This is a genomic window from Micromonospora ureilytica (assembly GCF_015751765.1).
GTDB lineage: Bacteria > Actinomycetota > Actinomycetes > Mycobacteriales > Micromonosporaceae > Micromonospora > Micromonospora ureilytica.
This window is the reverse complement of the sequence record NZ_JADOTX010000001.1, coordinates 4,943,469-4,966,607: the sequence shown is the minus strand read 5'-3', so window position 1 is coordinate 4,966,607 and position 23,139 is coordinate 4,943,469. Positions and strand designations below refer to the sequence as shown.

Here is a 23,139-nt window from a genome sequence, read left to right as displayed (position 1 = left end):
GATGGCCGGGCAGCTGGCGCACGCTGGGCACGGCACGGCCGGGTCGGCCTGGTCCCCGTTGTTCCCGGTCGTGTTGCTGGCGGCCGGCTACGTGCTGGCCGCCGTCCGCGACCCCAGGGGTTGGGACCACCGCCGCACCGCCTCCTGGCTGGTCGGCTGCGCCCTGCTGGCGGTTGCCGTCGGGCCGCTGGCCCAACTCCCCGACAACCCGAGCGGGCACATGGCGCAGCACCTCCTGCTCGGCATGCTGGCCCCGCTGGGGCTGGTGCTCGCCGCCCCGGTGACGCTGTTGCTGCGGGTCGCCCCACCACCGGTACGCCGGGCGATCGGCCGACTGCTGCGCGCCCGCCCGCTGCACCTGCTCGCCCACCCGGTCACCGCCGCGCTGCTGAGCACCGGCGGGCTGGCGCTGGTGCTGCTCACCCCGCTGTACGCGGCGGCCGAACGGCACTCCGCGCTGCACCACGCCCTGCACCTGCACTATGTGGCCGCCGGCTATCTCTTCGCCTGGTCCCTGGCCGGGCCGGACCCGGCGCCGCGTCGCCCCGGCCTGGCGGTACGCATCGGTGCGCTACTGGGCGCGGCGGCCGGCCACGCCGTGCTGGCCAAGTACCTGTACGCGCACGCCGAAACCCTCCCGCCCGGCCTCGCCGACCGGGACCCGGAAGCGTTCCGCGCGGCCGCCCAACTCATGTACTACGGCGGCGACCTGGCAGAGCTGCTCCTGGCTGTGGCCGTCTTCGCCACCTGGTACAACCGTCCTGGCCGTCGGCGCCCACCCCGGTTGCGGCGCGTTCAGCGGAACAATCGAGCATTTTCGACCGCCCAGCCGTCGAAGTCGCGTAGCGGGCGGCCGATGATCTCGCGCACTGTCGGCCGCTGGTCGAGCGTCCACTGGGTGAGGTCAGCGAGCCTCGTGCCGTACTCCTCAAGGGCGTACAGGGTCACGTCGATACCGCTGTCGGGCCAGCCGCGACGCCGCCAACTCGCGCGGCTGTGGTCGGGCGTCACCTCGATGGCGACGATGTCGCGACCGACCGCTCTGGCGATGCTCGCCACCCGCGAACGGCTGCTGATCGGCAGCCCGACCGCTTCGAGGACAGCGCCGACATGGTCGTCGGTACGCAGCGCCGCCAACGCGACAGCGGCGAGGTCGTCCTCGTGGATGAAGGGGTAGTGCCCGCCGTCCAGGTGCGCCTCCCGTACGGTGCCCTCGCCCCTGATCGTCTCTGGCCAGTCCGATCCGGTGGCCGGATAGGTGCCCTCGATCACCGCGCCCATCACCGCCGACGGCCGGATGTGTACCCACTGCATCCCGGAGCCTTCGACAGCCCGCTCGATCGCCAGCCAGAACCAGGTCTCGGGCGGGTACCTCTCCTCGTACTCCGGCCCGTGCGAGGACAGCACGACGATTCGCCGCACACCGGCACCACCGGCGAGATCCAGGGCATCCCGCACCGTCGTCGGCGAGGCTCCGGCAAGGAAGACGCCGTCGACGTCGTCGTAGACCTGGACGTGCTCGAGCGGCCGGGTGATGGATCCCTCGACGACCTCGACCCCGTCGGGCCAGCCATCCACCTGGTCGGATTCGGCGAGAACACGCACCCGGTCACCAGCGTCCAGCAGTTGCCGCGCGAGGCTCCGCCCGACAATCCCCGTGGGGCTGCTGCCCGCGTCCATCCGGGCGTTGACAGCGGTCAGCAGGAGCAGGCGAGTGCGTGAGGCAGCCGCCACCCGATCGGTTTCAGCCATGGCAAGACCCTCCAGCAGGAAAGCGGAGATCTTGCGCCTCCCGCTGGACGGGAGGTTGCGGATCGTGAGGTCGTCAACGCTACCAGCCACCGCTTTGGCGGGCCGGGCCGTCGGCGCGCCTGCACGCGCCAGGTCAGGGGTGTTGCGGCCAGGCGGTGAGGATCTCCTCGACCGGTTGGACCTCCCGCTCCGGATCTGGTGCCGGGGTTGGGCGGTCGGTCGGGGTGCGGTCGAAGCGGGGCGCTGGTGCTGGCTGGATCTCGCCACCCACCTCGACGAACGTGCCCCGGGCGGCGTTGTGCGGGTGCTGGTGCGCCTCGCCGGGGGCGAGCACCGGAGCGACACAGGCGTCCAGGTCGGCGAAGACCGCCGTCCACTCGTCCCGGGTGCGCTCGGCGAACCGCTCAGTGAACCGGCGGCGCAACTCGTCCCAGCCGCTCGGGTCGTACTGGGCGGGCAGGTCCGGGTCGTCGGCGAGGTCGAGGCCGGTGAGGAGTACGGCGTAGAAGGCTGGTTCCATCGCGCCGACGGCCATGAATCCACCGTCGGCGGTGGCGTACGTGTCGTAGAACGGCGCCCCGCCGTCGAACATGTTGCGCCCGCGCGGGGCGGCCCACAGGCCGGTGCCGAGCAGCCCGTGCAGGAACGAGGTGAGCAGCGCCGAGCCGTCCACCATGGCCGCGTCGACCACCTGGCCGATGCCGGAGCGCTCCCGTTCCAGCAGCGCGGCCAGCACCCCGACGGCGAGCAGCATGCCGCCGCCGCCGAAGTCGCCGAGCAGGTTCATCGGCGCGTACGGGCGTTCGCCGGCCCGTCCCAGCGGCTCCAGAGCCCCGGCCACCGCGATGTAGTCGATGTCGTGCCCGGCGCGGGCTGCCAGCGGGCCGTCCTGACCCCAGCCGGTCATCCGCGCGTACACCAGACGGGGGTTGTGGGCCTGGCACACCTCCGGGCCGAAGCCGAGCCGCTCGGCCACCCCGGGCCGGTACGCCTCGACCAGCACGTCCGCGCGTTCGACGAGGCGCAACAGGTCCGCCACCCCGGCCGGGGACTTCAGGTCGAGCGCGGTGACCCGCCGCCCGCGTTGCAACGGACCGCTGGTCGGTGCGGCAAGCCGGCCCGCTCCCGGGGCGCCCGGCCGGTCCACCCGCACCACGTCCGCCCCGAGGTCGGCGAGCACCATGCAGCCGAACGGCGCCGGGGCGAGGCTGGCCAGCTCGACCACCCGAACCCCGGCCAGCGGCCCACCGCGCGTCGCCGTCACGCGACCCCCACCGGTGCGGCGGGGCCGTCGGCCGAGGCGGCGAGCCGGTCGACCAGGTCGGCGGGGGGCGTGAACCGGTCGCCGTAGCGGTCGGCCAACTCGGTGGCACGGGCCGCGAAGCCGGCCGGGCCGCCCGCGTACTGCCGGACGTAGCGGATCACCCCTCCCGTCCAGGCGGGAAAACCGATGCCGAAGATCGAGCCGATGTTGGCGTCGGTCTCGGTGCGCAGCACCCCCTCGTCGAGGCAGCGCAGCGCGTCCAGCGCCTCGGCGAAGAGCATCCGCTCCTGGAGGTCGGTGAACGGCACCGCCCGACCCGCGTCGCTGGTCAGGTCGGCGAGACCGGGCCACAACCGGCCCCGGGCGCCGTCGTCGTAGGAGTAGAAGCCGCGTCCGGTGGCGCGTCCCGACCGGTCGTACGCGTCGACCAGCTCGTCCACCAGCCGGTGCGCCGGCAACGGTCGGAACTCCTCGCTGGCCGCCTCGAACTGACGGCGGATCCGCTGAATCAGCGTGAGACTGACCTCGTCGGCCAGCGCCAGCGGCCCGGTCGGGTAGCCGGCCTGCAGGGCGGCCTGCTCCACCGACGCGGCGGGGACACCCTCGGCGACCATGCCGACCGCCTCGTCGATGAACCGGCCGATCACCCGGCTGGTGAAGAAGCCCCGGCCGTCGTTCACCACGATCGGGGTCTTGCCGATCCGCCGGCCCAGGTCGAACGCCCGCGCCAGCGCCACGTCCCCGGTCCGTTCGCCCACCACGATCTCCAGCAACGGCATCCGGTCCACCGGAGAGAAGAAATGCATGCCGATGAAGTCCGCCGGTCGGTCCACCCCGGCGGCCAGTCCGGTGATCGGCAGGGTGGAGGTGTTGGAGGCGAGCAGCGCGTCGGGCGCCAGCACCTGCAACACCTCGGCGAACACGGCTTTCTTCAGCGCCGGGTCCTCGAAGACCGCCTCGATGACCGCGTCACAGCCGGTCAGCGCGTCCACCTGGTCGGTGGTGGTGATCCGGTCCAGGACGGCGCGGGCGTCGGCCTCGGTCGCGCGGCCCTTGCGTACCGCGCGGGTCAGCAACCGCTCGGCGTGCTCCCGGGCCCGGCCGGCGGCCTCCGGCGTGACGTCCTTGACCACGACGTCCAGCCCGGCGCTGGCGCAGGCGTACGCGATGCCCGCGCCCATCATGCCGGCTCCGAGCACCGCCACCCGGCGTACCGGCGGGACGTCCACATCGGCCGGTCGGGCCGCGCCGCCGTTGACGGCCTTCAGGTCGAAGAAGAACGCGCCGATCATGTTCTTGGCGACCTGCCCGGTGAGCAGGCCGATCAGATGCCGGGTCTCCACGGTCAGGGCGGTCTCCAGGTCGACCTGTGCGCCCTCGACGGCGGCGGCCAGGATCGCCTCGGGCGCGGGCAGCCGGGCGCCCTTGAGCTGCTTGCGCAGCGTCGCCGGGAACGCGGGCAGCTGTGCGGCAAGCGAGCGGCTGGCCGGGGTGCCGCCCGGCATCCGATAGTCCGGCCGGTCCCACGGCTGTGCCGGGTGCGGGTTCGCCGCGATCCAGGCCCGAGCGTGCTTCAGCAGCTCTGTCGGCGTGGCGACCACCTCGTCGACCAACCCGGCGGACAGGGCGTCGGCTGGGCGCATCCGCCGACCGGTGAGCAGCACAGTGGTCAGCGCGCCGGCCAGGCCGAGCATCCGTACCGTCCGGGTGACACCTCCCGCCCCCGGCAGCAGGCCCAGGGTCACCTCGGGCAGCCCGAGCCGGCTGCCGGGCGCGTCCAACGCGATCCGGTGGTGGCAGGCCAGCGCGATCTCCAGGCCACCGCCGAGCGCCGAGCCGTTGACCGCGGCGACCACCGGTCGGCCCAGCGTTTCCAGCCGGCGCAGGTCCCGTTTGATGGTGCCGAGCAGGACGGCCAGGTCGGGCGCGTCGGCGCGGGTGGCCCGGATCATCTCGGGCAGGTCACCGCCGGCGAAGAAGGTCGACTTCGCGCTGGTCACGATGACCCCGACGAGATCGGGCTCGGCCTCCAGCCGATCGAGGACCGCGCTCATCGAGGCGGCGTACGCCCGGTTCATGGTGTTGGCGGACTGGGTGGGGTCGTCCAGGGTGAGCGTGACGATGCCGTCGGCGCCGCGGTCGTACCGGATGGTGTTGGTCATTGTCGTCCTCCGGGTCAGCAGCGCTCGAGAACTGTGGCGACGCCCATGCCGCCGCCGATGCACAGGGTCACCACGGCGCGGCGCAGGTCGCGGCGCTCCAACTCGTCCAACGCCGTACCGAGCAGCATCGCTCCGGTCGCGCCGAGCGGGTGGCCGAGCGCGATCGCGCCGCCGTTGACGTTCACCCGGTCCGGGTCGAGGCCCAGGTCACTGACGTACTTGAGCACCACCGCGGCGAAGGCCTCGTTGATCTCGAACAGGTCGATGTCGTCGACTGTCAACCCGGCGACGGCGAGCGCCTTGTGGGTGGCCGGGATCGGGCCGGTCAACATCAGTGTCGGGTCGGCGCCGCTGACCGCCGCGCCGACGATCCGGGCGCGCGGGGTGAGGCCGAGGTCCCGACCGACGTCGCCCGAGCCGATCAGCACCAGCGCGGCGCCGTCCACGATGCCTGACGAATTGCCCGCGTGGTGGACGTGCTCGATCGCCTCCAACCAGTGGAACTTCTGCAACGCGACAGCGTCGAAGCCGGCCGCCGCGCCCATCGTGGCGAAGGACGGGGTGAGCCTGGCCAGCGCCTCCCGGGTGGTTTCGGGGCGCGGGTGCTCGTCGACGGTGAGGATGTCCAGCCCGTTGCCGTCGCGGACCGGCACCACCGAGCGGGCGAAGTACCCGCCGGCCCACGCCTTGGCGGCCCGCTCCTGCGACCGCAGCGCGTAGCCGTCCACATCGTCGCGGGTAAAGCCCTCCAGGGTGGCGATCAGGTCGGCGCTGACGCCCTGCGGCACGAACGACGTGGCCAGCGCGGTCTGCGGATCGGTGGCCCAGGCCGCGCCGTCGGAGCCCATCGGCACCCGGGACATCGACTCGACACCACCCGCGAGCAGCAGATGCTCCCAGCCGGAGCGGATCCGCGCGGCGGCGGAGTTGACCGCCTCCAACCCGGAGGCGCAGAACCGGTTGAGCTGCACCCCGCCCACCTGGTCGGGCAGCCCGGCCAGCAACGCGGCCGCCCGGGCCAGGTCGCCGCCCTGCTCACCGACCGGGGTCACGATGCCGAGCAGCAGATCCTCCAACCGGCCAACGTCCAGGCCGGGGTTGCGCTCCCGCAGCGCGTCGATCAGACCGACCACCAGGGAGATCGGCTTGACCCCGTGCAGCGCCCCGGTGTCCCGGCCGCGTCCGCGCGGGGTGCGGACCGCGTCATAGACGTACGCCTCAGAGGGCACGGGCGATCAACTCCTTCATGATCTCGTTGGTGCCGCCGTAGATCTTCTGGACGCGTGCGTCGGCGTACATCCGGGCGATCGGGTACTCCGTCGTGTAGCCGTAGCCGCCGAAGAGTTGAAGGCACCTGTCGACGACCTCACACTGCCCGTCGGTGAGCCACGACTTCGCCATCGCCGCGGTGGCCACGTCCAGGTCGCCACGCGTGTGCCGGACGATGCAGTCGTCCAGGAAGACCCGGCTGACCCGGGCGCGGGTGGCGCACTCGGCGAGCACCATCCGGGTGTTCTGGTGACCCATCAGGGTCTTGCCGAAGGCGGTGCGCTCCTTGGCGTACGCGACGGTCAGCGCGACCGCCCGTTCCATGGCCGCGACCGCGCCGACGCCGATGACCAGCCGCTCCTGCGGCAGTAGCTGCATGAGCTGGACGAAGCCCAGCCCCTCGGCGCCGCCGAGCAGGTTGGCCGCCGGCACCCGGAACTCGTCGAAGAACAACTCCGCAGTGTCGTTGGCGTGCAGCCCGATCTTCGACAGCAGTCGGCCTCGCCGGAACCCCGCCGGGTCGCCACCCACCTCGCACACCAGCAGCGAGACGCCGGACGCCCGCTGCTCGGGGTCGGTCTTCACGGCCACGATGACCAGATCGGCCAGACCGCCGTTGGTGATGAACGTCTTCGCGCCGGTCACCAGATAGTCGTCGCCGTCGCGGACCGCCCGGGTACGCATCGCCTGAAGATCGGAGCCCCCGTCCGGCTCGGTCATCGCGATGGCGCCGACCAGCTCACCGCTGCACAGGCCGGGCAGCCAGCGTCGCTTCTGCTCCTCGCTGCCGTACGCGACCAGGTAACCGGTGACGATGCCACTGTGGACGGCCAGGCCGAGGCTGCTCTCCCCGGCGTACGCCTGCTCGTGCAGCAGCACCGCCTCGTGGGTGAACCCTCCGCCCCCACCGCCGTACTCCTCCGGGACCGACAGGCCGAGCAGCCCCAACTCCCCGGCGCGCCGGTAGTGCTCGCGGTCCGGGTGGCCCTGCGCCTGCAGACGCTCGTCGTGCGGCAACACCTCCTTGGTGAAGAAGGTGCGGGCCAGGTCTGCCAGATCGTCATGCTCCGGCTCGCGCCAGGGTGAGGGGGAGCCGTCGGGCGGGGGAGTCGGCATGTGCACCACCCTCGCGCGCTGTTGGCGGCATGTCAATAAGTCGTGATCGGCTGCCCCCGTCACCGGGTGCGCGGAGATCTTGGACAGTTTCCGTTACGAGCTAACGGAAAGTGTCCAAGATTGCGAGAACTGACTCCGTCATCAGGCGCGCGCAAGGTGAGGGACGACGGCCGGCCGGTCGGGCGACTAGCCGCGGGTCGACTCACGTCGTCCGGAGGCCGCCAACCGCTCGGCGAGTGCGACGACACGATCGCGGAGTTCGTCCGGGCGTTCGATGACGAACGGCAGGTCGAGCGCGGCGAGCACAGTGGGTAACCAGTCGAGCTTTTCTGCCCGGATCTCCACGTCCTGCCAGCCTTCGTCCGCGCCCTCTCGCACATCGGCGATGCTGGCAGGTAGCTGCCTGCGGATCTGCTCACGTGTTCCTTGTATCCGCAACGACACCGCATGCTGGTACGGCGCCTGTGCCATCGAGGTGAGGAGTTGCCCTGCGGGATCGTTCCCGGCGGGCGGCTCGAACGAGCCGGGCAGCGTTCTCGCGCCCGCGACGCGGTCGAGCCGAAGGGTTCGATCCTCACCGACATCCGGATCGGCCCCGATGACATACCACCGGCCGGCATGGTTGACCAGCCCGAACGGATGCAAAGCGCGGACGCTACGCCTGCCGTTGCGCGAGGTGTACTGGAGTGAGATCGGCCGGTGCTGGCGGACCGCCTCGGCGACCGTGAGTAGTACGTCTGTCTGCGGCGCGGGTAAGTCGTCGGGTTCGGTGGTGAAGGCGAGGGACTGGAGTACGGCGTCCAGCCGGTCCGCGATCCGCGAAGGCAGGACGCGCCGGATTTTCGCGGCGGCAGTCTCACCCGCCGTACCTGTAGCCGTCGCCAGCCCGGCACGGCGGCCGGCAACCAGGCCGAGTAGGACCGCCAAGGCTTCGTCGTCGCTGAACATCAGCGGCGGCAGACGATAGCCGGCGGCGAGCCGATACCCGCCGTAGCGACCGCGCACCGACTCCACCGGCACGTCGAGGTCGACCAGGTGACTCACGTAGCGCCGCACCGTGCGCGGTTCGACACCGAGGCGCTCGGCAAGCTCGGCCATCGTCCGGACGCCGCCGGACTGCAAGAGCCCCAGCAGTGCGAGCACCTGGGCTGTCGGTCGTGCCATGGTCTGAACCTAGCCCGAATACTGGACCAGATCTGTCCAGTATTCGGGCTAACGTGCTGACGACAGACCGGTCCCGACCGTACTGAGCAGGGAGAAGACATGGATCTTGTCTCGATCCGCATCATCACCGACGACATCAACCGCCTGGTCGGCTTCTACGAGAAGATCACCGGCGTGCAGGCGGCCCGGGGCAACGAGGACTTCGCCGAGTTGCGCACTGCCCACGGCACGCTGGCGATCGGCAGTACCCGCACCGTCCCACTGTTCGCGCCAGGGTCGGCCCGCCCGGCCGACAACCACACCGTGATCATCGAGTTCCTCGTGGCAGACGTGGACGCGCTCTACGAGAAGCTGAAGAACGTGGTGAAGGACTTCGTGAACGAGCCCACGACCATGCCCTGGGGTAACCGAGCCCTGCTCTTCCGCGACCCCGACGGCAACCTGGTCAACTTCTTCACCCCGGTGACCCCCGACGCGATCGAGAAGTTCGGCCGCTGACCAGGTTGGCGCAGCCTTGGCTCATAAGCCGGCAGACCCAGCCATCTGGGACGACACGTGGTCCGGCGTCGCCGGGGCGTGCGGTGATCACTTGATGCTGAGTAGTTCGGACGCAGCGCTGACGACTGCTGAGCATCAAGTGATCAAGGTGAGGAACGGCGGCCGATCGGTGAGCTGTCGATAGGGTCGGGCAGATGAGTGTCGAGACCGCTCCGCGCCGCCGCCGTTTGGAGCCGGACGCCCGGCGTGGGCAGATCCTGGCCTGCGCGGTCCGGCTGTTCGGCGAGCGCCCGTACGCGGACGTGTCGACCACCGACGTCGCCCGCGAGGCTGGTGTCGCTCGCGGCCTGGTCAATCACTACTTCGGTGCGAAGAAGGACCTCTACCTGGAGGTCGTACGGGTCATGGTGACCATCCCCGAGGTTGCCCTGGAGCGGCTGCCCAAGGGGGATCTGCGGACCCGTGTCGACGCAAGCGTCACCTGGTTCCTCGACGTGGTGTCCCGGCACAGCACCTCGTGGCTGGCGGCGGTCACCGCCCGGGGGATGGGCGGCGACGCCGACGTGGAGCGGGTGCTCGCCGAGGCCGAGGAGGTCGCCGCGGACCGCATGCTGGTCGCCGTCGGGCTGGCCGGCGAGGCGGAGCACCGCGAGGAGCTGCGCGGGATGGTCCGGGCGTACGGGGGGCTGGCGACGTCGACCGCCCGAGAATGGCTCCAGCGCGGCGTGCTGACCCGCGCTCAGGTGCACCTGCTGCTCACCACGACTCTGCTGACCATCGTCGAACAGGTCATTCCGCAGGTCATTGCCGACCGCGAGCCGACGCGACCAGAGCGCTGAGCGCCGTGGGCCGAGCGTTCCGCCGGGCCGCCGACCCTCAGGCGGCGCGCCGTTCGTCGGCCGTGCTGGTACGGGCCGCCGGAGTGGCCGGGCCGGTACGCGCCGCCGGGGCGGCGTAACGGTCGGCGGCCTGGGCCGGGTAGGACTCGGGGCGTACCACCCGCAGCGGCCGGTCCACCTCGTCGGCCCCGAAGCGCCAGCGGGACGGTGTCGGCTGCCGTTGCGGTACCGGCCCGCCGGGGCGCAGACCGGGCCGGGACAGCAGCACGGTGATCAAATAGCCGACCACCAGGAAGCCGTGGCTGATCAGGCGTTCCCCGCCCACCGATCCGGTGGCCAGGTCGTTGACCGACAGCAGCAGCAACGTGCCGACGAACGCGCTGAGCATCGGCAGCAGCCCGGCGGGTGGGCTGCGGCGCAGCGCCACGAACAGGAAGCCCGCGCCCACTGCCACGTTCCACGCCGCGGACTCGTGCCACAGGTGCTGGCCGGTGGGGTGCAGGTGGTCGGCTGTCGCGCCTCGGCCCACCTGGGCCAGGCCGAGCACCAACTGCACCGCGCCGAGCAGCCCGAGCGCCGAGCGCAGGCCGGCGACGAGCGGGCCACGTCCGAACGCCGCGCGTAGTCCGGCGACCGACCCACCACGCCCGAACACCGAGCGCAGCCCGGTTGCCAACCGACCTCCTCCGGCCAGGCGCCGCCACCGCGACCGGTGGGCCGGCGCCGCCGTGGTGGCGGCCAGGATCGCCGCCGTCCGGTCGGGGACCTCAACGACCAATCGGGTACGAACCCGACGAGTCACCGCCGCCACCGCCGTGAACCAGGCCCGGCACTCGGCACACCCGTCGAGGTGCCCCTGCACCGCCGTCAGTTCGGCGGCGGTCTCCTCCCCGTCCAGCTGCGCGGACAGGACCTCCCGCCACTGCTCACACCCCATGTATCGGTAGTCGCTCCGGCAGCCGCTCCGGTTCCCGGCAACCGTGACTGGTTGTGGAATACTCGCCGGATCATGACGCGTTACGGCCTGCTGATCCTGCCCGCCACCAACCGGGTGTACGCCCGCGCCGCCGTCGACCTCACCCGGGCCGAGCTGGAGATCTTCGGCCGCTCGGCGCTGGACGGTCGGATCGGCGAGCTGGACACCGAGGTGGTCGGAGGCGCGTCCTACGTCACCTTCAGCGGGGATGGGCTGACCGAGCGGGACCTGGCCGTCCTGGGCAACCTGTCCGCCGGGTACGCGCTGTTCGAGATCGTGGGCGAGCTGCTGCGGCCGATCGAGTGGAGCCGCCTGGACCGCTACGACGACGATCTGCTCACCATCCAGAAGTACCCGGGCAAGACCAACGAGCAGTTCACCAAGCTGCTGCTCAACGTCACACTGCTCGCCTCGGACTGGGCCACCGAGATGACCAGCCGCCGGTTCCGGGTGCTCGACCCGCTCTGTGGTCGGGGCACCACCCTCAACCAGGCGCTGATGTACGGCTTCGACGCCGCCGGGATCGAGCGCGACCAGAAGGACGTCGAGGCGTACCGGGCGTTCATCACCACCTGGCTGAAGCAGAAGCGGGTCAAGCACCGGGTGCTGGAGTCGGGGCCGGTGCGGCGGGAGCGCAAGGTGGTCGGCCGGCGGTTGCGGATCGAGTTGGCGCCGACCCGCGAGGAGCACAAGGCCGGCCAGACGCAGTTGCTGGACGTGGTCAACGCCGACACGGCCCGCTCGGCGGAGTTCTTCCGCCCGGAGACCGTGGACCTGGTCGTCGCCGACGCGCCGTACGGCGTGCAGCACGGCAGTCGTACCGCTGGGCAGGGGTTGACCCGCGACCCGCTGGCGTTGCTCGCGGACGCCGCGCCGGTCTGGGCCCGGCTGTTGCGCCCCGGCGGTGCGCTCGGTGTCTCCTGGAACACCCACGTCGCCAGCCGGGACGACGCGGCGGCGGCGTTGGCCGACGCCGGCCTGACAGTGGTCGACGCCGAGCCCTACCGTGCGCTGCGGCACCGGGTGGACCAGTCGATCATGCGCGACGTGCTGGTGGCCCGCCGCCCGGCCTGAACGGCCTCGCACCTCCGCCCCGCCGCGCCATAGAGCCACCCCGTCCGGGTCGCGCATGGCCTCTCTCCCTGCATCCCCCCTTTGCTCTGCACCCGCGGAGGCACCAGCTACAGACCGTGAGTGTCGCCTCCGCGGGTGCAGAGCAAAGGGCGGACAACCCGGTCTCGACCTCGCGGCCCACCGAGGGCCTGTGCCGCATTTCACCTGTTCAGTGTGCAGATGTGAAAACCACGTCAAGAAAAGGTTTGCCTCCGTCATGGTCGCGTTATGACAGCTGCCGTCCGGCGGTTGGTGGGGCTTTGATTGCCCGGCGCGACCGGAAGGCGGTCGCGACGAACCTTTCCGGCTGAGGAGTCAGCGTGTCTGACGTGGTGTTCGTGATCCTGACGGTGGCGCTGTTCGCAGTGCTCGCCCTGGTGGTCCGGGCGGTGGAAAAGCTGTGAACGCGGTAAACGCCGTCGGTCTGGTGCTCGCGATCGTCCTGGGCGCGTTCCTGGTGTTCGCCCTGCTGTTTCCGGAGCGCTTCTGATGACCATGACAACAGCGGGCGTCATCTTCATCGTGACGCTGGTGGCGGCCCTCGTCGCCGTCTACAAGCCGTTCGGCGACTACATGTTCCGGGCGGTCGCCGGCACGAAGCAGTCGCGGGTCGAGCGGGGCATCTTCCGACTGGTCGGGGTCAACCCGGCGGCCGAGCAGACCTGGGGCGTGTACGCCCGCAGCGTGCTGGCGTTCTCCGCGGTCTCGATCCTGTTCCTGTACCTGTTCCAGCGGGTGCAGAACCACCTGTGGCTGTCGCTGGGGTTCGACCCGGTGGTGCCGCACGGCGCGTGGAACACGGCAGTGTCGTTCGTGACCAACACGAACTGGCAGTCGTACTCGGGTGAGTCGACGATGGGCCACCTGGTGCAGATGGCCGGCCTGGCCGTGCAGAACTTCGTCTCGGCGGCGGTCGGCATCGCGGTGGCTGTCGCGCTGGTACGCGGCTTCGCCCGCAGCCGCACCGGGCAGCTCGGCAACTTCTGGGTCGACCTGACCCGGATCGTGCTGCGGATCCTGCTGCCGATCGCGGTGCTCGGCGCGATCGCGCTGATGATCGGCGGCGTGGTGCAGAACCTCTCCGGCGGCACCGACGTGAGCACGCTGACCGGCGGCACGCAGACCATCACGGGTGGTCCGGTCGCCAGCCAGGAAGTGATCAAGGAGCTGGGCACCAACGGTGGCGGCTTCTACAACGTCAACAGCGCGCACCCGTTCGAGAACCCCACCAGCTGGACGAACTGGCTGGAGATCTTTCTGATCTTCCTGATCCCGTTCAGCCTGCCCCGGGTCTTCGGCCGGATGGTCGGGCAGAACCGGCAGGGCTACGCCATCGCAGCGGTGATGGGCATCCTCGCGTTCCTCAGCGTCGCCATCACCAACATCTTCGAGCTGGCCGGCCACGGCACGGTGCCGCAGGCGGTCGGTGCGGCGATGGAGGGCAAGGAGGTGCGGTTCGACGTGTCGAACTCGGCCACCTTCGCCGCCGCCACCACGCTCACCTCGACCGGTGCTGTCAACTCGTTCCACGACTCGTTCACCTCGCTCGGCGGCATGATGACGATGGTCAACATGATGCTCGGCGAGGTCGCGCCGGGTGGCACCGGTTCGGGTCTCTACGGCCTGCTCATCCTCGCCGTGATCACGGTCTTCGTGGCCGGGCTGATGGTGGGCCGCACTCCCGAGTACCTGGGCAAGAAGATCGGGTCGCGCGAGATCAAGTTCGCCTCGCTCTACTTCCTGATCACGCCGATCCTGGTGCTCGTCGGTACGGCTGCGGCGTTCGCCACGGGCAACAACTCGACGGCGCTCAACGTCGGCCCGCACGGCCTCTCCGAGGTGCTGTACGCGTTCACCTCGGCCAGCAACAACAACGGCTCCGCGTTCGGCGGCATCACCGTCAACACCACCTGGTGGGACACCGCGCTCGGGTTGTGCATGCTGCTGGGCCGGTTCCTGCCGCTCATCTTCGTGCTCGCGTTGGCCGGCTCGCTGGCCCGCCAGGCACCCACCCCCGCGTCCGAGGGCACGCTGCCGACCCACCGACCGCTGTTCATCGGCATGGTCGTCGGCGTCACCGTGGTCCTCGTCGCGTTGACCTTCTTGCCCGCGCTGGCCCTCGGCCCGCTGGCAGAGGGGCTCTGACCACCATGAGGAACGAGGACATGTCCGTCACGTCCGCCCCGACAGAGCAACTCGCCGGCACGCCCGCTACCCAGGGCAACCGGATCGGCGGGGGCCTGCTCGACCCCAAGCAGTTGATCCGGTCCCTGCCGGACGCGGTACGCAAGCTCGACCCCCGCACGCTGTGGCGCAACCCGGTGATGCTGATCGTGGAGGTCGGCGCGGCCTTCACCACAGTCCTGGCGGTGATCGACCCGTCGGTGTTCGCCTGGGCGATCACCATCTGGCTCTGGCTGACAGTGGTCTTCGCCAACCTGGCCGAGGCGGTGGCCGAGGGTCGGGGCAAGGCCCAGGCCGCGACCCTGCGGCAGGCGAAGAAGGACACCATCGCCACCCGGCTGATCGACTGGAAGCCGGGTGCTCGGGCCAACACCTACCGCGATGAGGCGGTGCCGGCACCGGACCTCCGTCAGGGCGACGTGGTGCTCGTCGAGGCGGGCGGCATCATCCCGGGCGACGGCGACATCGTGGAGGGCATCGCCAGCGTCGACGAGTCGGCCATCACCGGCGAGTCCGCCCCGGTCATCCGGGAGTCCGGCGGCGACCGCAGCGCGGTCACCGGCGGCACCAAGGTGCTCTCCGACCAGATCATCGTGAAGATCACCCAGAAGCCGGGGGAGAGCTTCATCGACCGGATGATCGCCCTGGTCGAGGGCGCCAACCGGCAGAAGACGCCGAACGAGATCGCGCTGAACATCCTGCTCGCCGCGCTCACTGTCATCTTCCTGCTGGCCGTTGTCACCCTCCAGCCGTTGGCTATCTTCTCCAAGGCGTACCAGGCGGCAGCGCCGAACAGCGGGGCGATCACCGACTCCGGCGTCACAGGCGTGGTGCTGATCTCGCTGCTGGTCTGCCTGATCCCCACCACCATCGGCGCGCTGCTCTCCGCCATCGGCATCGCCGGCATGGACCGACTGGTGCAGCGCAACGTCCTGGCCATGAGCGGCCGGGCCGTCGAGGCGGCCGGTGACGTCAACACCCTGCTGCTGGACAAGACCGGCACCATCACGCTGGGCAACCGGCAGGCCGCCGAGTTCGTACCTGTCGAGGGGGTCGACCCCGCGGCGCTCGCCGATGCCGCGCAGCTGTCCAGCCTGGCCGACGAGACCCCGGAGGGGCGCTCGGTGGTCGTCCTGGCGAAGAACGAGTTCGGGCTGCGCGAGCGTCAACCCGGCGTGATGCCGCACGCCACCTTCGTACCGTTCACCGCGCAGACCCGGATGAGCGGCGTCGACCTCACCCCGGACGCCAGCGTCGATGCCGGCGCGGTGGGCACGGCCCGCCGGGTCCGCAAGGGCGCCGCCGCCGCGGTGATGAAGTGGGTACGGGAGAACGGCGGTCACCCGACCGAGCAGGTCGGCGAAATCGTGGACGCGATCAGCGGCACCGGCGGCACCCCACTCGTGGTCGCCGAGCACGTCGACGGTGAGCCCGCCCGCGCGCTTGGCGTCATCCACCTCAAGGACGTGGTCAAGTCCGGCATGCGGGAGCGGTTCGACGAGATGCGCCGGATGGGCATCCGAACCGTGATGATCACCGGTGACAACCCGCGAACCGCGAAGGCGATCGCCGACGAGGCCGGGGTGGACGACTTCCTGGCCGAGGCGACGCCGGAGGACAAGCTCGCGCTGATCAAGCGGGAGCAGGAGGGTGGCCGGCTGGTCGCGATGACAGGTGACGGCACCAACGACGCGCCGGCGCTCGCGCAGGCCGACGTCGGGGTGGCCATGAACACCGGCACGTCGGCCGCGAAGGAGGCCGGCAACATGGTCGACCTCGACTCCGACCCGACCAAGCTGATCGAGATCGTGGAGATCGGCAAGCAGTTGCTGATCACCCGTGGCGCGCTGACCACGTTCAGCATCGCCAACGACATCGCGAAGTACTTCGCGATCATCCCGGCCATGTTCGCCGGCCTCTACCCGAGCCTGGACGCGCTGAACATCATGCGGCTGTCCAGCCCGGAGTCGGCGATCCTGTCCGCTGTCATCTTCAACGCCCTGGTGATCATCGCACTGATCCCGCTCGCCCTGCGGGGCGTGCGGTACCGGCCGGCCGCCGCGTCGAAGCTGCTCAGCCGCAACCTGTTGGTGTACGGGCTGGGCGGCATCATCGTGCCGTTCATCGGGATCAAGCTCATCGACCTGCTCATCCAGTTCATCCCGGGGATTTCGTGATGCGTCTACCCACCTGGATCGCCCAACACCTCGCCGCGCTGCGCGCCGTACTCGTCTTCACGGTGCTGCTCGGCCTGGTCTACCCGCTGGCCCTGGTAGCTGTCGGTCAGCTACCCGGCCTCAACCACAAGACCGACGGATCGCTTATCACCTCGGGCGGGACGACTGTCGGCAGCGCGCTGATCGGTCAGTCCTTCACCGACGCGGACGGCAACCCGGTCGCTCGGTACTTCCAGTCCCGACCCTCCGCCGCCGGCGACGGGTACGACCCGACGTCCACCTCGGCCAGCAACCTCGGGCCGGAGAGCGTCGTCGACACCATCGCCACCGACCCGGAGGAGTCCAGCGAGAGCCTGCTCACCCAGGTGTGCGGGCGCAGCAAGGAGGTCGGCGAGCTGAACGGCGTCGACGGTCGACGCCCGTTCTGCACCGACGACGGGGTGGGCGCCGTGCTCGCGGTCTTCCGCGCCGACGGTCTGACCGGTCCGGTCACCCGGGTGGTCAGCGTCAACCAGGCCGCCCCGGCCACTCCGTTCGTCCCCACCTACGAGGGGGTGACTGTGGAGCTGGCCCAGCCCGGCGAGGACTACGTGGCCGCCGGTGGGGTGGTCACCCCGATCCGGGGCGACGCGCCCGCCGACCCGGCGGTGCCGGCCGACGCGGTAACCGCCAGCGCCAGCGGCCTCGACCCGCAGATCAGCCCGGCGTACGCCGAGTTGCAGGTGAACCGGGTCGCGCGGGAGCGCGGCGCGGACCCGGCGGCGGTCCGCGAGCTGGTCAAGGAGCACACCGACGGGCGTGGGCTGGGCTTCATGGGTGAACCCGGCGTCAACGTGCTGGAGCTCAACCTCGCGCTCGACAAGCAGTTCGCCGCACGCTGAGCACCCTCGCGGGCGGGGCCGTGCCGACCGGGCGCGGCCCCGCCCGCCGATCTGACCAGGGAGGATGGTCCCCGTGCCACGCGGAGAACTGCGCATCTATCTCGGGGCCGCCCCTGGCGTCGGCAAGACGTACGCCATGTTGGAGGAGGCCCAGCGGCGGGCCGCGCGTGGCACCGACGTGGTGATCGGTTTCGTGGAGACCCACGGCCGCCAACACACCGCAGCGATGCTCGGCGACCTGGAGCAGGTGCCCCGCCGGACCATGGACTACCGGGGCGCCGAGTTCACCGAGATGGACCTGGACGCGGTGCTGGCCCGCCGGCCGCAGATCGCTGTGGTCGACGAGCTGGCGCACAGCAACGTGCCCGGTTCCCGGCACGACAAGCGCTGGCAGGACGTCCAGGAGTTGCTCGACGCGGGGATCGACGTGCTGTCCACTGTCAACGTGCAGCACCTGGAGTCGGTGAACGACGTCGTCGCGCAGATCACCGGCACCACCCAGCGGGAGACAGTGCCGGACGAGATCGTCCGCGCCGCCGAACAGGTCGAGCTGGTCGACATGACTCCGGAGGCGCTGCGTCGGCGGATGGCGCACGGCAACATCTACCGACCCGACAAGATCGACGCCGCGTTGGGCAACTACTTCCGGGTCGGCAACCTCACCGCGCTGCGCGAGCTGGCGCTGCTCTGGCTGGCCGACAAGGTCGATGATCAGCTCGACCGCTACCGCAGCCAGCAGGGGATCGCCGCCACCTGGGAGGCCCGGGAACGGGTGGTGGTCGCGTTGACCGGCGGCCCGGAGGGCGAGACGCTGATCCGTCGGGCCGCCCGGGTCGCCGCCCGCAGCAAGGGCGCCGACCTGCTCGCCGTGCACGTGGCCCGCAGCGACGGCCTGGCCGGCGCCGACCCGGCCCAGCTGGCCCGGCAACGCGTGCTGGTGGAGAGCCTGGGCGGCACGTACCACCAGGTGCTCGGCACCGACGTGCCGGCCGCGCTGCTGGACTTCGCCCAGGGTGTGAACGCCACCCAGTTGGTGCTCGGGGCCAGTCGACGTGGTCGCCTCGCGCAGATCTTCGCCCGGGGTGTCGGGGTGACCACCACGGCGCTCTCCGGCTCGATCGACGTGCACCTGGTCACCCACCGGCAGGCCGGCAAGGGTCGCCGGGCGGCGGCCGTGCCGGCGGCGCTGTCCCGACGCCGCCGGCTGCTCGGCTTCGGCCTGGCGGTACTGGGCATGCCGCTGCTCACAGTGCTGCTGAAGACCTTGCCCGACCTGACGCTGACGAACGACATCCTGTTGTTTCTCGCCGGGGTGGTCGGGGTCGCGCTGGTCGGCGGGGTGTGGCCGGCCCTGGTCGCCGCGCTCGGCGGCTCGCTGCTGCTCAACTGGTTCTTCACACCGCCCTTCCGCACGCTGACCATCGCCGAGGCCGACAACCTGCTCGCCCTGGCCGTCTTCGTCGCCGTGGCGCTGGCGGTGAGCTGGGTCGTCGACGTGGCCGCCCGGCGTACCCGGGAGGCCGCCCGCGCCGCCGCCGACGCGCAGACCCTCGCCACCGTCGCCGGCGGTGTGTTGCGCGGCGAACGTCCCCTTCCCGCACTGCTGGAACAGCTCCGGGAGACCTTCGGGCTGCGCGCGGTGAGCGTCCTGGAGTTGGCCGAGGACGCCAGCGGGCGCCCCGACCGGGCCCGCGAGGAGCACGCCTGGAGCGTCGTGGCCAGCGTCGGCGAGGGCCCGGCCTGCACTCCCGAAGGCGGTGAGACGGCGGTACCTGTCGACGAGCGGATCACCGTCGTGCTCTGCGGCCGGCGCCTGGAGGCCGCCGACCGGCGGATCGTCGAGGCGTTCGCCGCCCAGGCCGCCGTCGCTCTGCGCCAGGAACGGCTCGCCGAGGAGGCCGCCACCGCCCGACCTCTCGCCGCCGCCGACCGGATGCGCACCGCGCTGCTCGCCGCGGTCAGCCACGACCTGCGTACGCCACTGGCGTCCGCGAAGGCGGCAGTGACCAGCCTGCGCAGCCACGACATCGAGTTCGACGAGTCCGACCGCGAGGAGCTGTTGGAGACCGCCGAGGAGTCGCTGGACCGCCTCGCCCGGCTGGTCGGCAACCTCCTGGACATGAGCCGGCTCCAGGCCGGTGTCCTCGGCATCTCGGCGACCGCGATCGGCCTGGAGGACGCCGTACCCCTGGCGTTGGACGAACTTGGCCCGGCTGCCGCGACCGTCGGCACGGACATCCCGGCCGACCTGCCGGCCGCCACCGCCGACCCGGGCCTGCTGGAACGGGTGCTTGTCAACATCGTCGCGAATGCGCTGCGGTACAGCCCACCCGAACAGCCGCCCACGATCACCGCCAGCGCCCACGCCGGTCAGGTCGAGCTGCGGGTGATCGACCGAGGGCCGGGCATCCCGGAGGACCAGTGGGAGCACGTCTTCCTGCCGTTCCAACGCCTCGGTGACCGCGACAACCAGACCGGCGTCGGTCTCGGTCTTGCCCTGTCCCGGGGGTTGGCCGAGGCGATGGGTGGCAGCATCACCCCGGAGACCACCCCCGGCGGTGGGCTCACCATGGTGCTGCGGCTGCCGGCCGCGCAGAACACCTCGGAGGGGCCGCGGGAATGACGCGCATCCTGGTCGTCGACGACGAACCGCAGATCCTGCGTGCCCTGCGCATCAACCTGCGGGCCCGCCGGTACGACGTGGACGTCGCCGAAACCGGCGCCGCCGCGTTGAAGGCCGCCGCCAGCCACCCACCCGACCTGGTGGTGCTGGACCTCGGCCTGCCCGACATCGACGGCGTCGAGGTGATCCGGGGCCTGCGCGGCTGGACCACAGTGCCGATCATCGTGCTCTCCGGTCGGGCCGGCAGCGAGGACAAGGTCGCGGCACTCGACGCGGGTGCTGACGACTACGTCACCAAGCCGTTCGGGGTGGAGGAGTTGCTGGCCCGGATCCGCGCGGTGACCCGCCGCCTCGGCGGGCCCAGCGAGGCGGTGCCGGCACTGCGGATCGGTCAGCACACAGTCGACCTGGCCGACCACAGCGTGCGCAAGGACGACGGCACCGAGGTCAAGCTGACCCCCATCCAGTGGAGCGTGCTGGAGAAGCTACTGCGTCACCCCGGCAAGCTGGTCAGTCAACGTCAGCTCCTGCAGGACGTGTGGGGGCCGGAATACCAGAACGAGACGAACTACCTGCGGCAGTACCTGGCCCAGCTGCGGCGCAAGCTGGAGGACGACCCGGCCCGCCCCCGCCACCTCGTCACCGAGCCGGGAATGGGCTACCGCTACCGGCCGTGAACCGTTGACACCCGCCGGCAGAGATTGAAGAATCTCGTTCGCAGCGGCAGCGGCGTGCTTCTGTAACCGTCCCCCTCACCGGTTACCCCTCGGGAGCCCCGCCGTGTCTCTGCACCTGTCCCGTCGTCGGCTGCTGACCGCCGGCGGCGCCGGCCTCGTCCTGGCCGGTCTCACCGACCCGTTCCGGGCCGGCCCCGCCCGAGCCGCCGTCACCACCGCCGACCTGGTCGTCTACGGCGCCACCTCCGGCGGGTTGGCCGCCGCGATCACCATGCGCCGGCTCGGCCGCACCGCAGTGGTGGTGGAACCCACAAGCCACGTCGGTGGGTTGAGCACCGCCGGGCTGGGCGCCACCGACACCGGCGTCCAGGCGTCCATCGGTGGGCTGGCCGCCGAGTTCTACCGCCGGGTGTACGTGAAGTACCACGGCGGAACCCTCACGCCGACGTCGCCGCTGCGGATGACCTTCGAACCGCACGTCGCCGCCACAGTCTTCGCCGAGATGCTGGCCGAGGCGGGCGTCCCGGTGGTCATCGACGCCCGGCTGGCCGGTATCGGTCGCACCGGCGACCGGATCACCGAGCTGCGCACCGAAGACGGGTCGATCTACCGGGGCGGGGTGTTCGTCGACGCCACCTACGAGGGCGATCTGCTGGCCATGGCCGGAGTGGGGTTCACCGTCGGACGGGAGTCCAACGACACCTACGGCGAAACGATCAACGGGGTGCAGTCGCGCAACACCCACCAGTTCGCGTACCCGATCGACCCGTACGTCACGGCCGGCTCGCCCGCCAGCGGCCTGCTGCCGGGCATCTCCGCCGCCCCACTCGCCCCGCAGGGCAGCGGCGACGACAAGATCCAGGCGTACTGCTTCCGGATGTGCCTGACCCAGACAGCCAACCGGATCCCGTTCGGCAAACCGTCCGGCTACGACCCGATCCGGTACGAGCTGCTGCTGCGGCACATCCAGGCCGGCTACGCCGGACCGTACTTCACCACCCACTCGATCGGCGGCGGGAAGACCGACTCCAACAACAACGGTGCCGTCTCCACCGACAACATCGGCTTCAACTACGCGTACCCGACGGCGAGTTGGGCGGCGCGGGAGAGCATCATCGCCGAGCACCGCACCTACCAGCAGGGGCTGATGTGGTTCCTGGCCAACGACCCCCGACTGCCGGCGTCGGTCCGCGACTCGACCGCCCGGTGGGGGCTGCCCGTGGACGAGTTCACCAGCACCGGTGGCTGGCCGCCGATGCTCTACATCCGCGAGGCCCGCCGGATGGTCTCCGCGTACGTGATGACCGAGGCCGACTGCCGGGGCCGGGTACGCGCCAGCGACTCGGTGGGGCTGGCCAGCTACACGATGGACTCGCACAACTGTCAGCGGGTCGTCGTCGACGGCAAGGTGCGCAACGAGGGGGACGTGCAGATCGGCGTACCGGCGCCGTACCCGGTGAGCTACCGCGCGATCGTTCCGCACCAGGCCCAGTGCGCCAACTTGGTGGTGCCGGTCTGCCTCTCGTCGAGCCACATCGCGTACGGCTCGATCCGGATGGAACCCGTGTTCATGATCCTCGGCCAGGCGGCGGCCACCGCGGCGTCCCTGGCGCTCACCGGGAACCTCGCCGTGCAGGCCGTCTCCGTGCCCGCCCTCCAGGCCCGGCTACGCCAGGACGGCGCCGTGCTGGAGTGGGGTTCCACCAGCGAGGTGATCCTGGACAACGCGTCGACCAGCGGGATCACCCGGGCCGGGACGTGGCTGCGCAGCACCAGCATCGGCGGCTACTACGGCCCCGACTACGAGCACGACGGCAACACCGCCAAGGGCGTCAACCGGCTGCGGTTCCGCCCGATCCTGCCCACCTCCGGGTCGTGGACCGTGCAGTTGCGCTGGACCGCGGATCCGAACCGGGCGACAAACGTGCCTGTGGACATCGCGTACTCCGGGGGGTTGATCACCCGGACGGTGGACCAGCGGCAGGCCGGCGGCCAGTGGATGGCGCTGGGCACCTACCCGTTCACGGCGGGCACCGACGGCAGCGTGCTGATCCGTACCGAAGACACCAACGGCTTCGTGGTCGCCGACGCGGTCCGCTTCGTCCGTGCCTGATCGACGCGAGGCATCGGATCCACCCGGTCGAGTGGCGGCGCCACCAGCAGCGGGTCGACCTGGATCCGGTCGATGCCGAGCGGGCGCAGCATGCCCCGCAGTGCGGACTCGCACAGCTCTACCCACTGCTGGTCCGCGCCCATCGCGGCGACCAGCAGCTCCGGTCGGGTGAAGGCGATGCCCACCCGTTGCCCCTGCGGCGAACGGCCGGTCCGCACCGTCCGCACCAACCGTCCCGGCAGGTCGCGCACCGGAACGGCGAAGATTATCGGGGCCTCGTCCATGGTTCGGTTGGTCCTTTCCACACGTGTCACGGAAGCGGTGGGCGTCG

General features: G+C 71.0%; 18 protein-coding genes and 1 pseudogene. 11 read left to right on the top strand and 8 right to left on the bottom strand.

Annotated features, from left to right (window positions below):
- The first annotated feature begins 1 nt into the window (after position 1).
- Positions 2–1,177, top strand: a complete 1,176-nt coding sequence (locus tag IW248_RS22610) for a cytochrome c oxidase assembly protein (protein WP_231396402.1) — start codon at positions 2–4, stop codon at positions 1,175–1,177.
- 155 nt (positions 1,178–1,332) lie between these two features.
- On the opposite strand, the pseudogene IW248_RS33200 reads toward IW248_RS22610, so the two are convergent.
- The 6 genes and pseudogenes from IW248_RS33200 to IW248_RS22580 form a co-directional block, all read right to left on the bottom strand.
- A pseudogene (locus IW248_RS33200) lies at positions 1,333–1,680 on the bottom strand (SDR family oxidoreductase); the annotation flags it as partial.
- A 205-nt stretch (positions 1,681–1,885) separates the two neighbouring features.
- Positions 1,886–3,016 (bottom strand): CaiB/BaiF CoA transferase family protein, encoded by a 1,131-nt coding sequence (locus tag IW248_RS22600; RefSeq protein WP_196928594.1) that lies wholly within the window; start codon positions 3,014–3,016, stop codon positions 1,886–1,888.
- The gene (locus IW248_RS22595) at positions 3,013–5,178 is read right to left on the bottom strand and encodes a 3-hydroxyacyl-CoA dehydrogenase NAD-binding domain-containing protein (RefSeq protein WP_196928593.1); all 2,166 of its coding nucleotides are present in this window, start codon (positions 5,176–5,178) and stop codon (positions 3,013–3,015) included. Before IW248_RS22595 ends, IW248_RS22600 begins: the two co-directional genes overlap by 4 nt.
- A 14-nt stretch (positions 5,179–5,192) precedes the next feature.
- A complete protein-coding gene (locus IW248_RS22590; RefSeq protein ID WP_196928592.1) occupies positions 5,193–6,407 on the bottom strand; it encodes an acetyl-CoA C-acetyltransferase in 1,215 nt (404 codons plus the stop codon).
- Complete coding sequence (locus IW248_RS22585; RefSeq protein ID WP_196928591.1) at positions 6,397–7,563, bottom strand: acyl-CoA dehydrogenase family protein; 1,167 nt, start codon at positions 7,561–7,563, stop codon at positions 6,397–6,399. Before IW248_RS22585 ends, IW248_RS22590 begins: the two co-directional genes overlap by 11 nt.
- Before the next feature lie 186 nt (positions 7,564–7,749).
- Positions 7,750–8,727 carry a helix-turn-helix transcriptional regulator gene (locus tag IW248_RS22580; protein WP_196928590.1) on the bottom strand — a complete coding sequence of 326 codons (978 nt, stop codon included), beginning with the start codon at positions 8,725–8,727 and terminating at the stop codon, positions 7,750–7,752.
- Between the two features lie 99 nt (positions 8,728–8,826).
- Between IW248_RS22580 and IW248_RS22575 the strand changes: the two genes are divergently transcribed.
- The gene (locus IW248_RS22575; protein WP_196928589.1) at positions 8,827–9,225 is read left to right on the top strand and encodes a VOC family protein; all 399 of its coding nucleotides are present in this window, start codon (positions 8,827–8,829) and stop codon (positions 9,223–9,225) included.
- Between the two features lie 194 nt (positions 9,226–9,419).
- Positions 9,420–10,064 carry a TetR/AcrR family transcriptional regulator gene (locus IW248_RS22570; protein ID WP_196928588.1) on the top strand — a complete coding sequence of 215 codons (645 nt, stop codon included), beginning with the start codon at positions 9,420–9,422 and terminating at the stop codon, positions 10,062–10,064.
- A 37-nt stretch (positions 10,065–10,101) separates the two neighbouring features.
- Here IW248_RS22570 and IW248_RS22565 read toward each other — a convergent pair whose 3' ends face one another.
- Positions 10,102–11,001 (bottom strand): zf-HC2 domain-containing protein, encoded by a 900-nt coding sequence (locus tag IW248_RS22565; RefSeq protein ID WP_196928587.1) that lies wholly within the window; start codon positions 10,999–11,001, stop codon positions 10,102–10,104.
- Between the two features lie 72 nt (positions 11,002–11,073).
- Between IW248_RS22565 and IW248_RS22560 the strand changes: the two genes are divergently transcribed.
- From IW248_RS22560 to IW248_RS22525, 8 genes are all read left to right on the top strand, one after another.
- Entirely contained in the window at positions 11,074–12,114 is a 1,041-nt protein-coding gene (locus tag IW248_RS22560; protein ID WP_196928586.1) for a TRM11 family SAM-dependent methyltransferase, read from the top strand.
- 439 nt (positions 12,115–12,553) lie between these two features.
- Positions 12,554–12,643: a K(+)-transporting ATPase subunit F gene (gene kdpF, locus IW248_RS22555; protein ID WP_036390805.1), complete on the top strand. Its 90-nt coding sequence runs from the start codon at positions 12,554–12,556 to the stop codon at positions 12,641–12,643.
- Positions 12,643–14,298 carry a potassium-transporting ATPase subunit KdpA gene (kdpA, locus tag IW248_RS22550; protein WP_196928585.1) on the top strand — a complete coding sequence of 552 codons (1,656 nt, stop codon included), beginning with the start codon at positions 12,643–12,645 and terminating at the stop codon, positions 14,296–14,298. Before kdpF ends, kdpA begins: the two co-directional genes overlap by 1 nt.
- A 20-nt stretch (positions 14,299–14,318) precedes the next feature.
- Positions 14,319–16,514 (top strand): potassium-transporting ATPase subunit KdpB, encoded by a 2,196-nt coding sequence (gene kdpB, locus IW248_RS22545; protein WP_196928584.1) that lies wholly within the window; start codon positions 14,319–14,321, stop codon positions 16,512–16,514.
- Entirely contained in the window at positions 16,514–17,395 is an 882-nt protein-coding gene (locus tag IW248_RS22540) for a potassium-transporting ATPase subunit C (protein WP_196928583.1), read from the top strand. The genes kdpB and IW248_RS22540 overlap by 1 nt, the downstream gene beginning before the upstream one ends.
- 73 nt (positions 17,396–17,468) lie before the next feature.
- Positions 17,469–20,018 (top strand): sensor histidine kinase, encoded by a 2,550-nt coding sequence (locus IW248_RS22535; RefSeq protein WP_196928582.1) that lies wholly within the window; start codon positions 17,469–17,471, stop codon positions 20,016–20,018.
- Complete coding sequence (locus IW248_RS22530; protein WP_196928581.1) at positions 20,015–20,695, top strand: response regulator; 681 nt, start codon at positions 20,015–20,017, stop codon at positions 20,693–20,695. Before IW248_RS22535 ends, IW248_RS22530 begins: the two co-directional genes overlap by 4 nt.
- 103 nt (positions 20,696–20,798) lie before the next feature.
- Positions 20,799–22,808 carry an FAD-dependent oxidoreductase gene (locus tag IW248_RS22525; RefSeq protein WP_196928580.1) on the top strand — a complete coding sequence of 670 codons (2,010 nt, stop codon included), beginning with the start codon at positions 20,799–20,801 and terminating at the stop codon, positions 22,806–22,808.
- On the opposite strand, the gene IW248_RS22520 is transcribed toward IW248_RS22525, so the two are convergent.
- Positions 22,709–23,092: an SAV_915 family protein gene (locus tag IW248_RS22520; protein ID WP_196928579.1), complete on the bottom strand. Its 384-nt coding sequence runs from the start codon at positions 23,090–23,092 to the stop codon at positions 22,709–22,711. The two genes, IW248_RS22525 and IW248_RS22520, sit on opposite strands and share 100 nt — an antisense overlap.
- Positions 23,093–23,139 lie beyond the last annotated feature (47 nt).

What these genes read in the sequence shown, in the direction of transcription:
- IW248_RS22575 (WP_196928589.1), top strand. Translation starts at nt 8,827, where the DNA reads ATGGATCTTGTCTCGATCCGCATCATCACCGACGACATCAACCGCCTG.
- IW248_RS22595 (WP_196928593.1), bottom strand. Translation starts at nt 5,178, where the DNA reads ATGACCAACACCATCCGGTACGACCGCGGCGCCGACGGCATCGTCACG.
- IW248_RS22585 (WP_196928591.1), bottom strand. Translation starts at nt 7,563, where the DNA reads ATGCCGACTCCCCCGCCCGACGGCTCCCCCTCACCCTGGCGCGAGCCG.
- IW248_RS22570 (WP_196928588.1), top strand. Translation starts at nt 9,420, where the DNA reads ATGAGTGTCGAGACCGCTCCGCGCCGCCGCCGTTTGGAGCCGGACGCC.
- IW248_RS22520 (WP_196928579.1), bottom strand. Translation starts at nt 23,092, where the DNA reads ATGGACGAGGCCCCGATAATCTTCGCCGTTCCGGTGCGCGACCTGCCG.
- IW248_RS22580 (WP_196928590.1), bottom strand. Translation starts at nt 8,727, where the DNA reads ATGGCACGACCGACAGCCCAGGTGCTCGCACTGCTGGGGCTCTTGCAG.
- kdpB (WP_196928584.1), top strand. Translation starts at nt 14,319, where the DNA reads ATGTCCGTCACGTCCGCCCCGACAGAGCAACTCGCCGGCACGCCCGCT.
- kdpA (WP_196928585.1), top strand. Translation starts at nt 12,643, where the DNA reads ATGACCATGACAACAGCGGGCGTCATCTTCATCGTGACGCTGGTGGCG.
- IW248_RS22565 (WP_196928587.1), bottom strand. Translation starts at nt 11,001, where the DNA reads ATGGGGTGTGAGCAGTGGCGGGAGGTCCTGTCCGCGCAGCTGGACGGG.
- IW248_RS22560 (WP_196928586.1), top strand. Translation starts at nt 11,074, where the DNA reads ATGACGCGTTACGGCCTGCTGATCCTGCCCGCCACCAACCGGGTGTAC.
- IW248_RS22530 (WP_196928581.1), top strand. Translation starts at nt 20,015, where the DNA reads ATGACGCGCATCCTGGTCGTCGACGACGAACCGCAGATCCTGCGTGCC.
- IW248_RS22540 (WP_196928583.1), top strand. Translation starts at nt 16,514, where the DNA reads ATGCGTCTACCCACCTGGATCGCCCAACACCTCGCCGCGCTGCGCGCC.
- IW248_RS22610 (WP_231396402.1), top strand. Translation starts at nt 2, where the DNA reads ATGGCCGGGCAGCTGGCGCACGCTGGGCACGGCACGGCCGGGTCGGCC.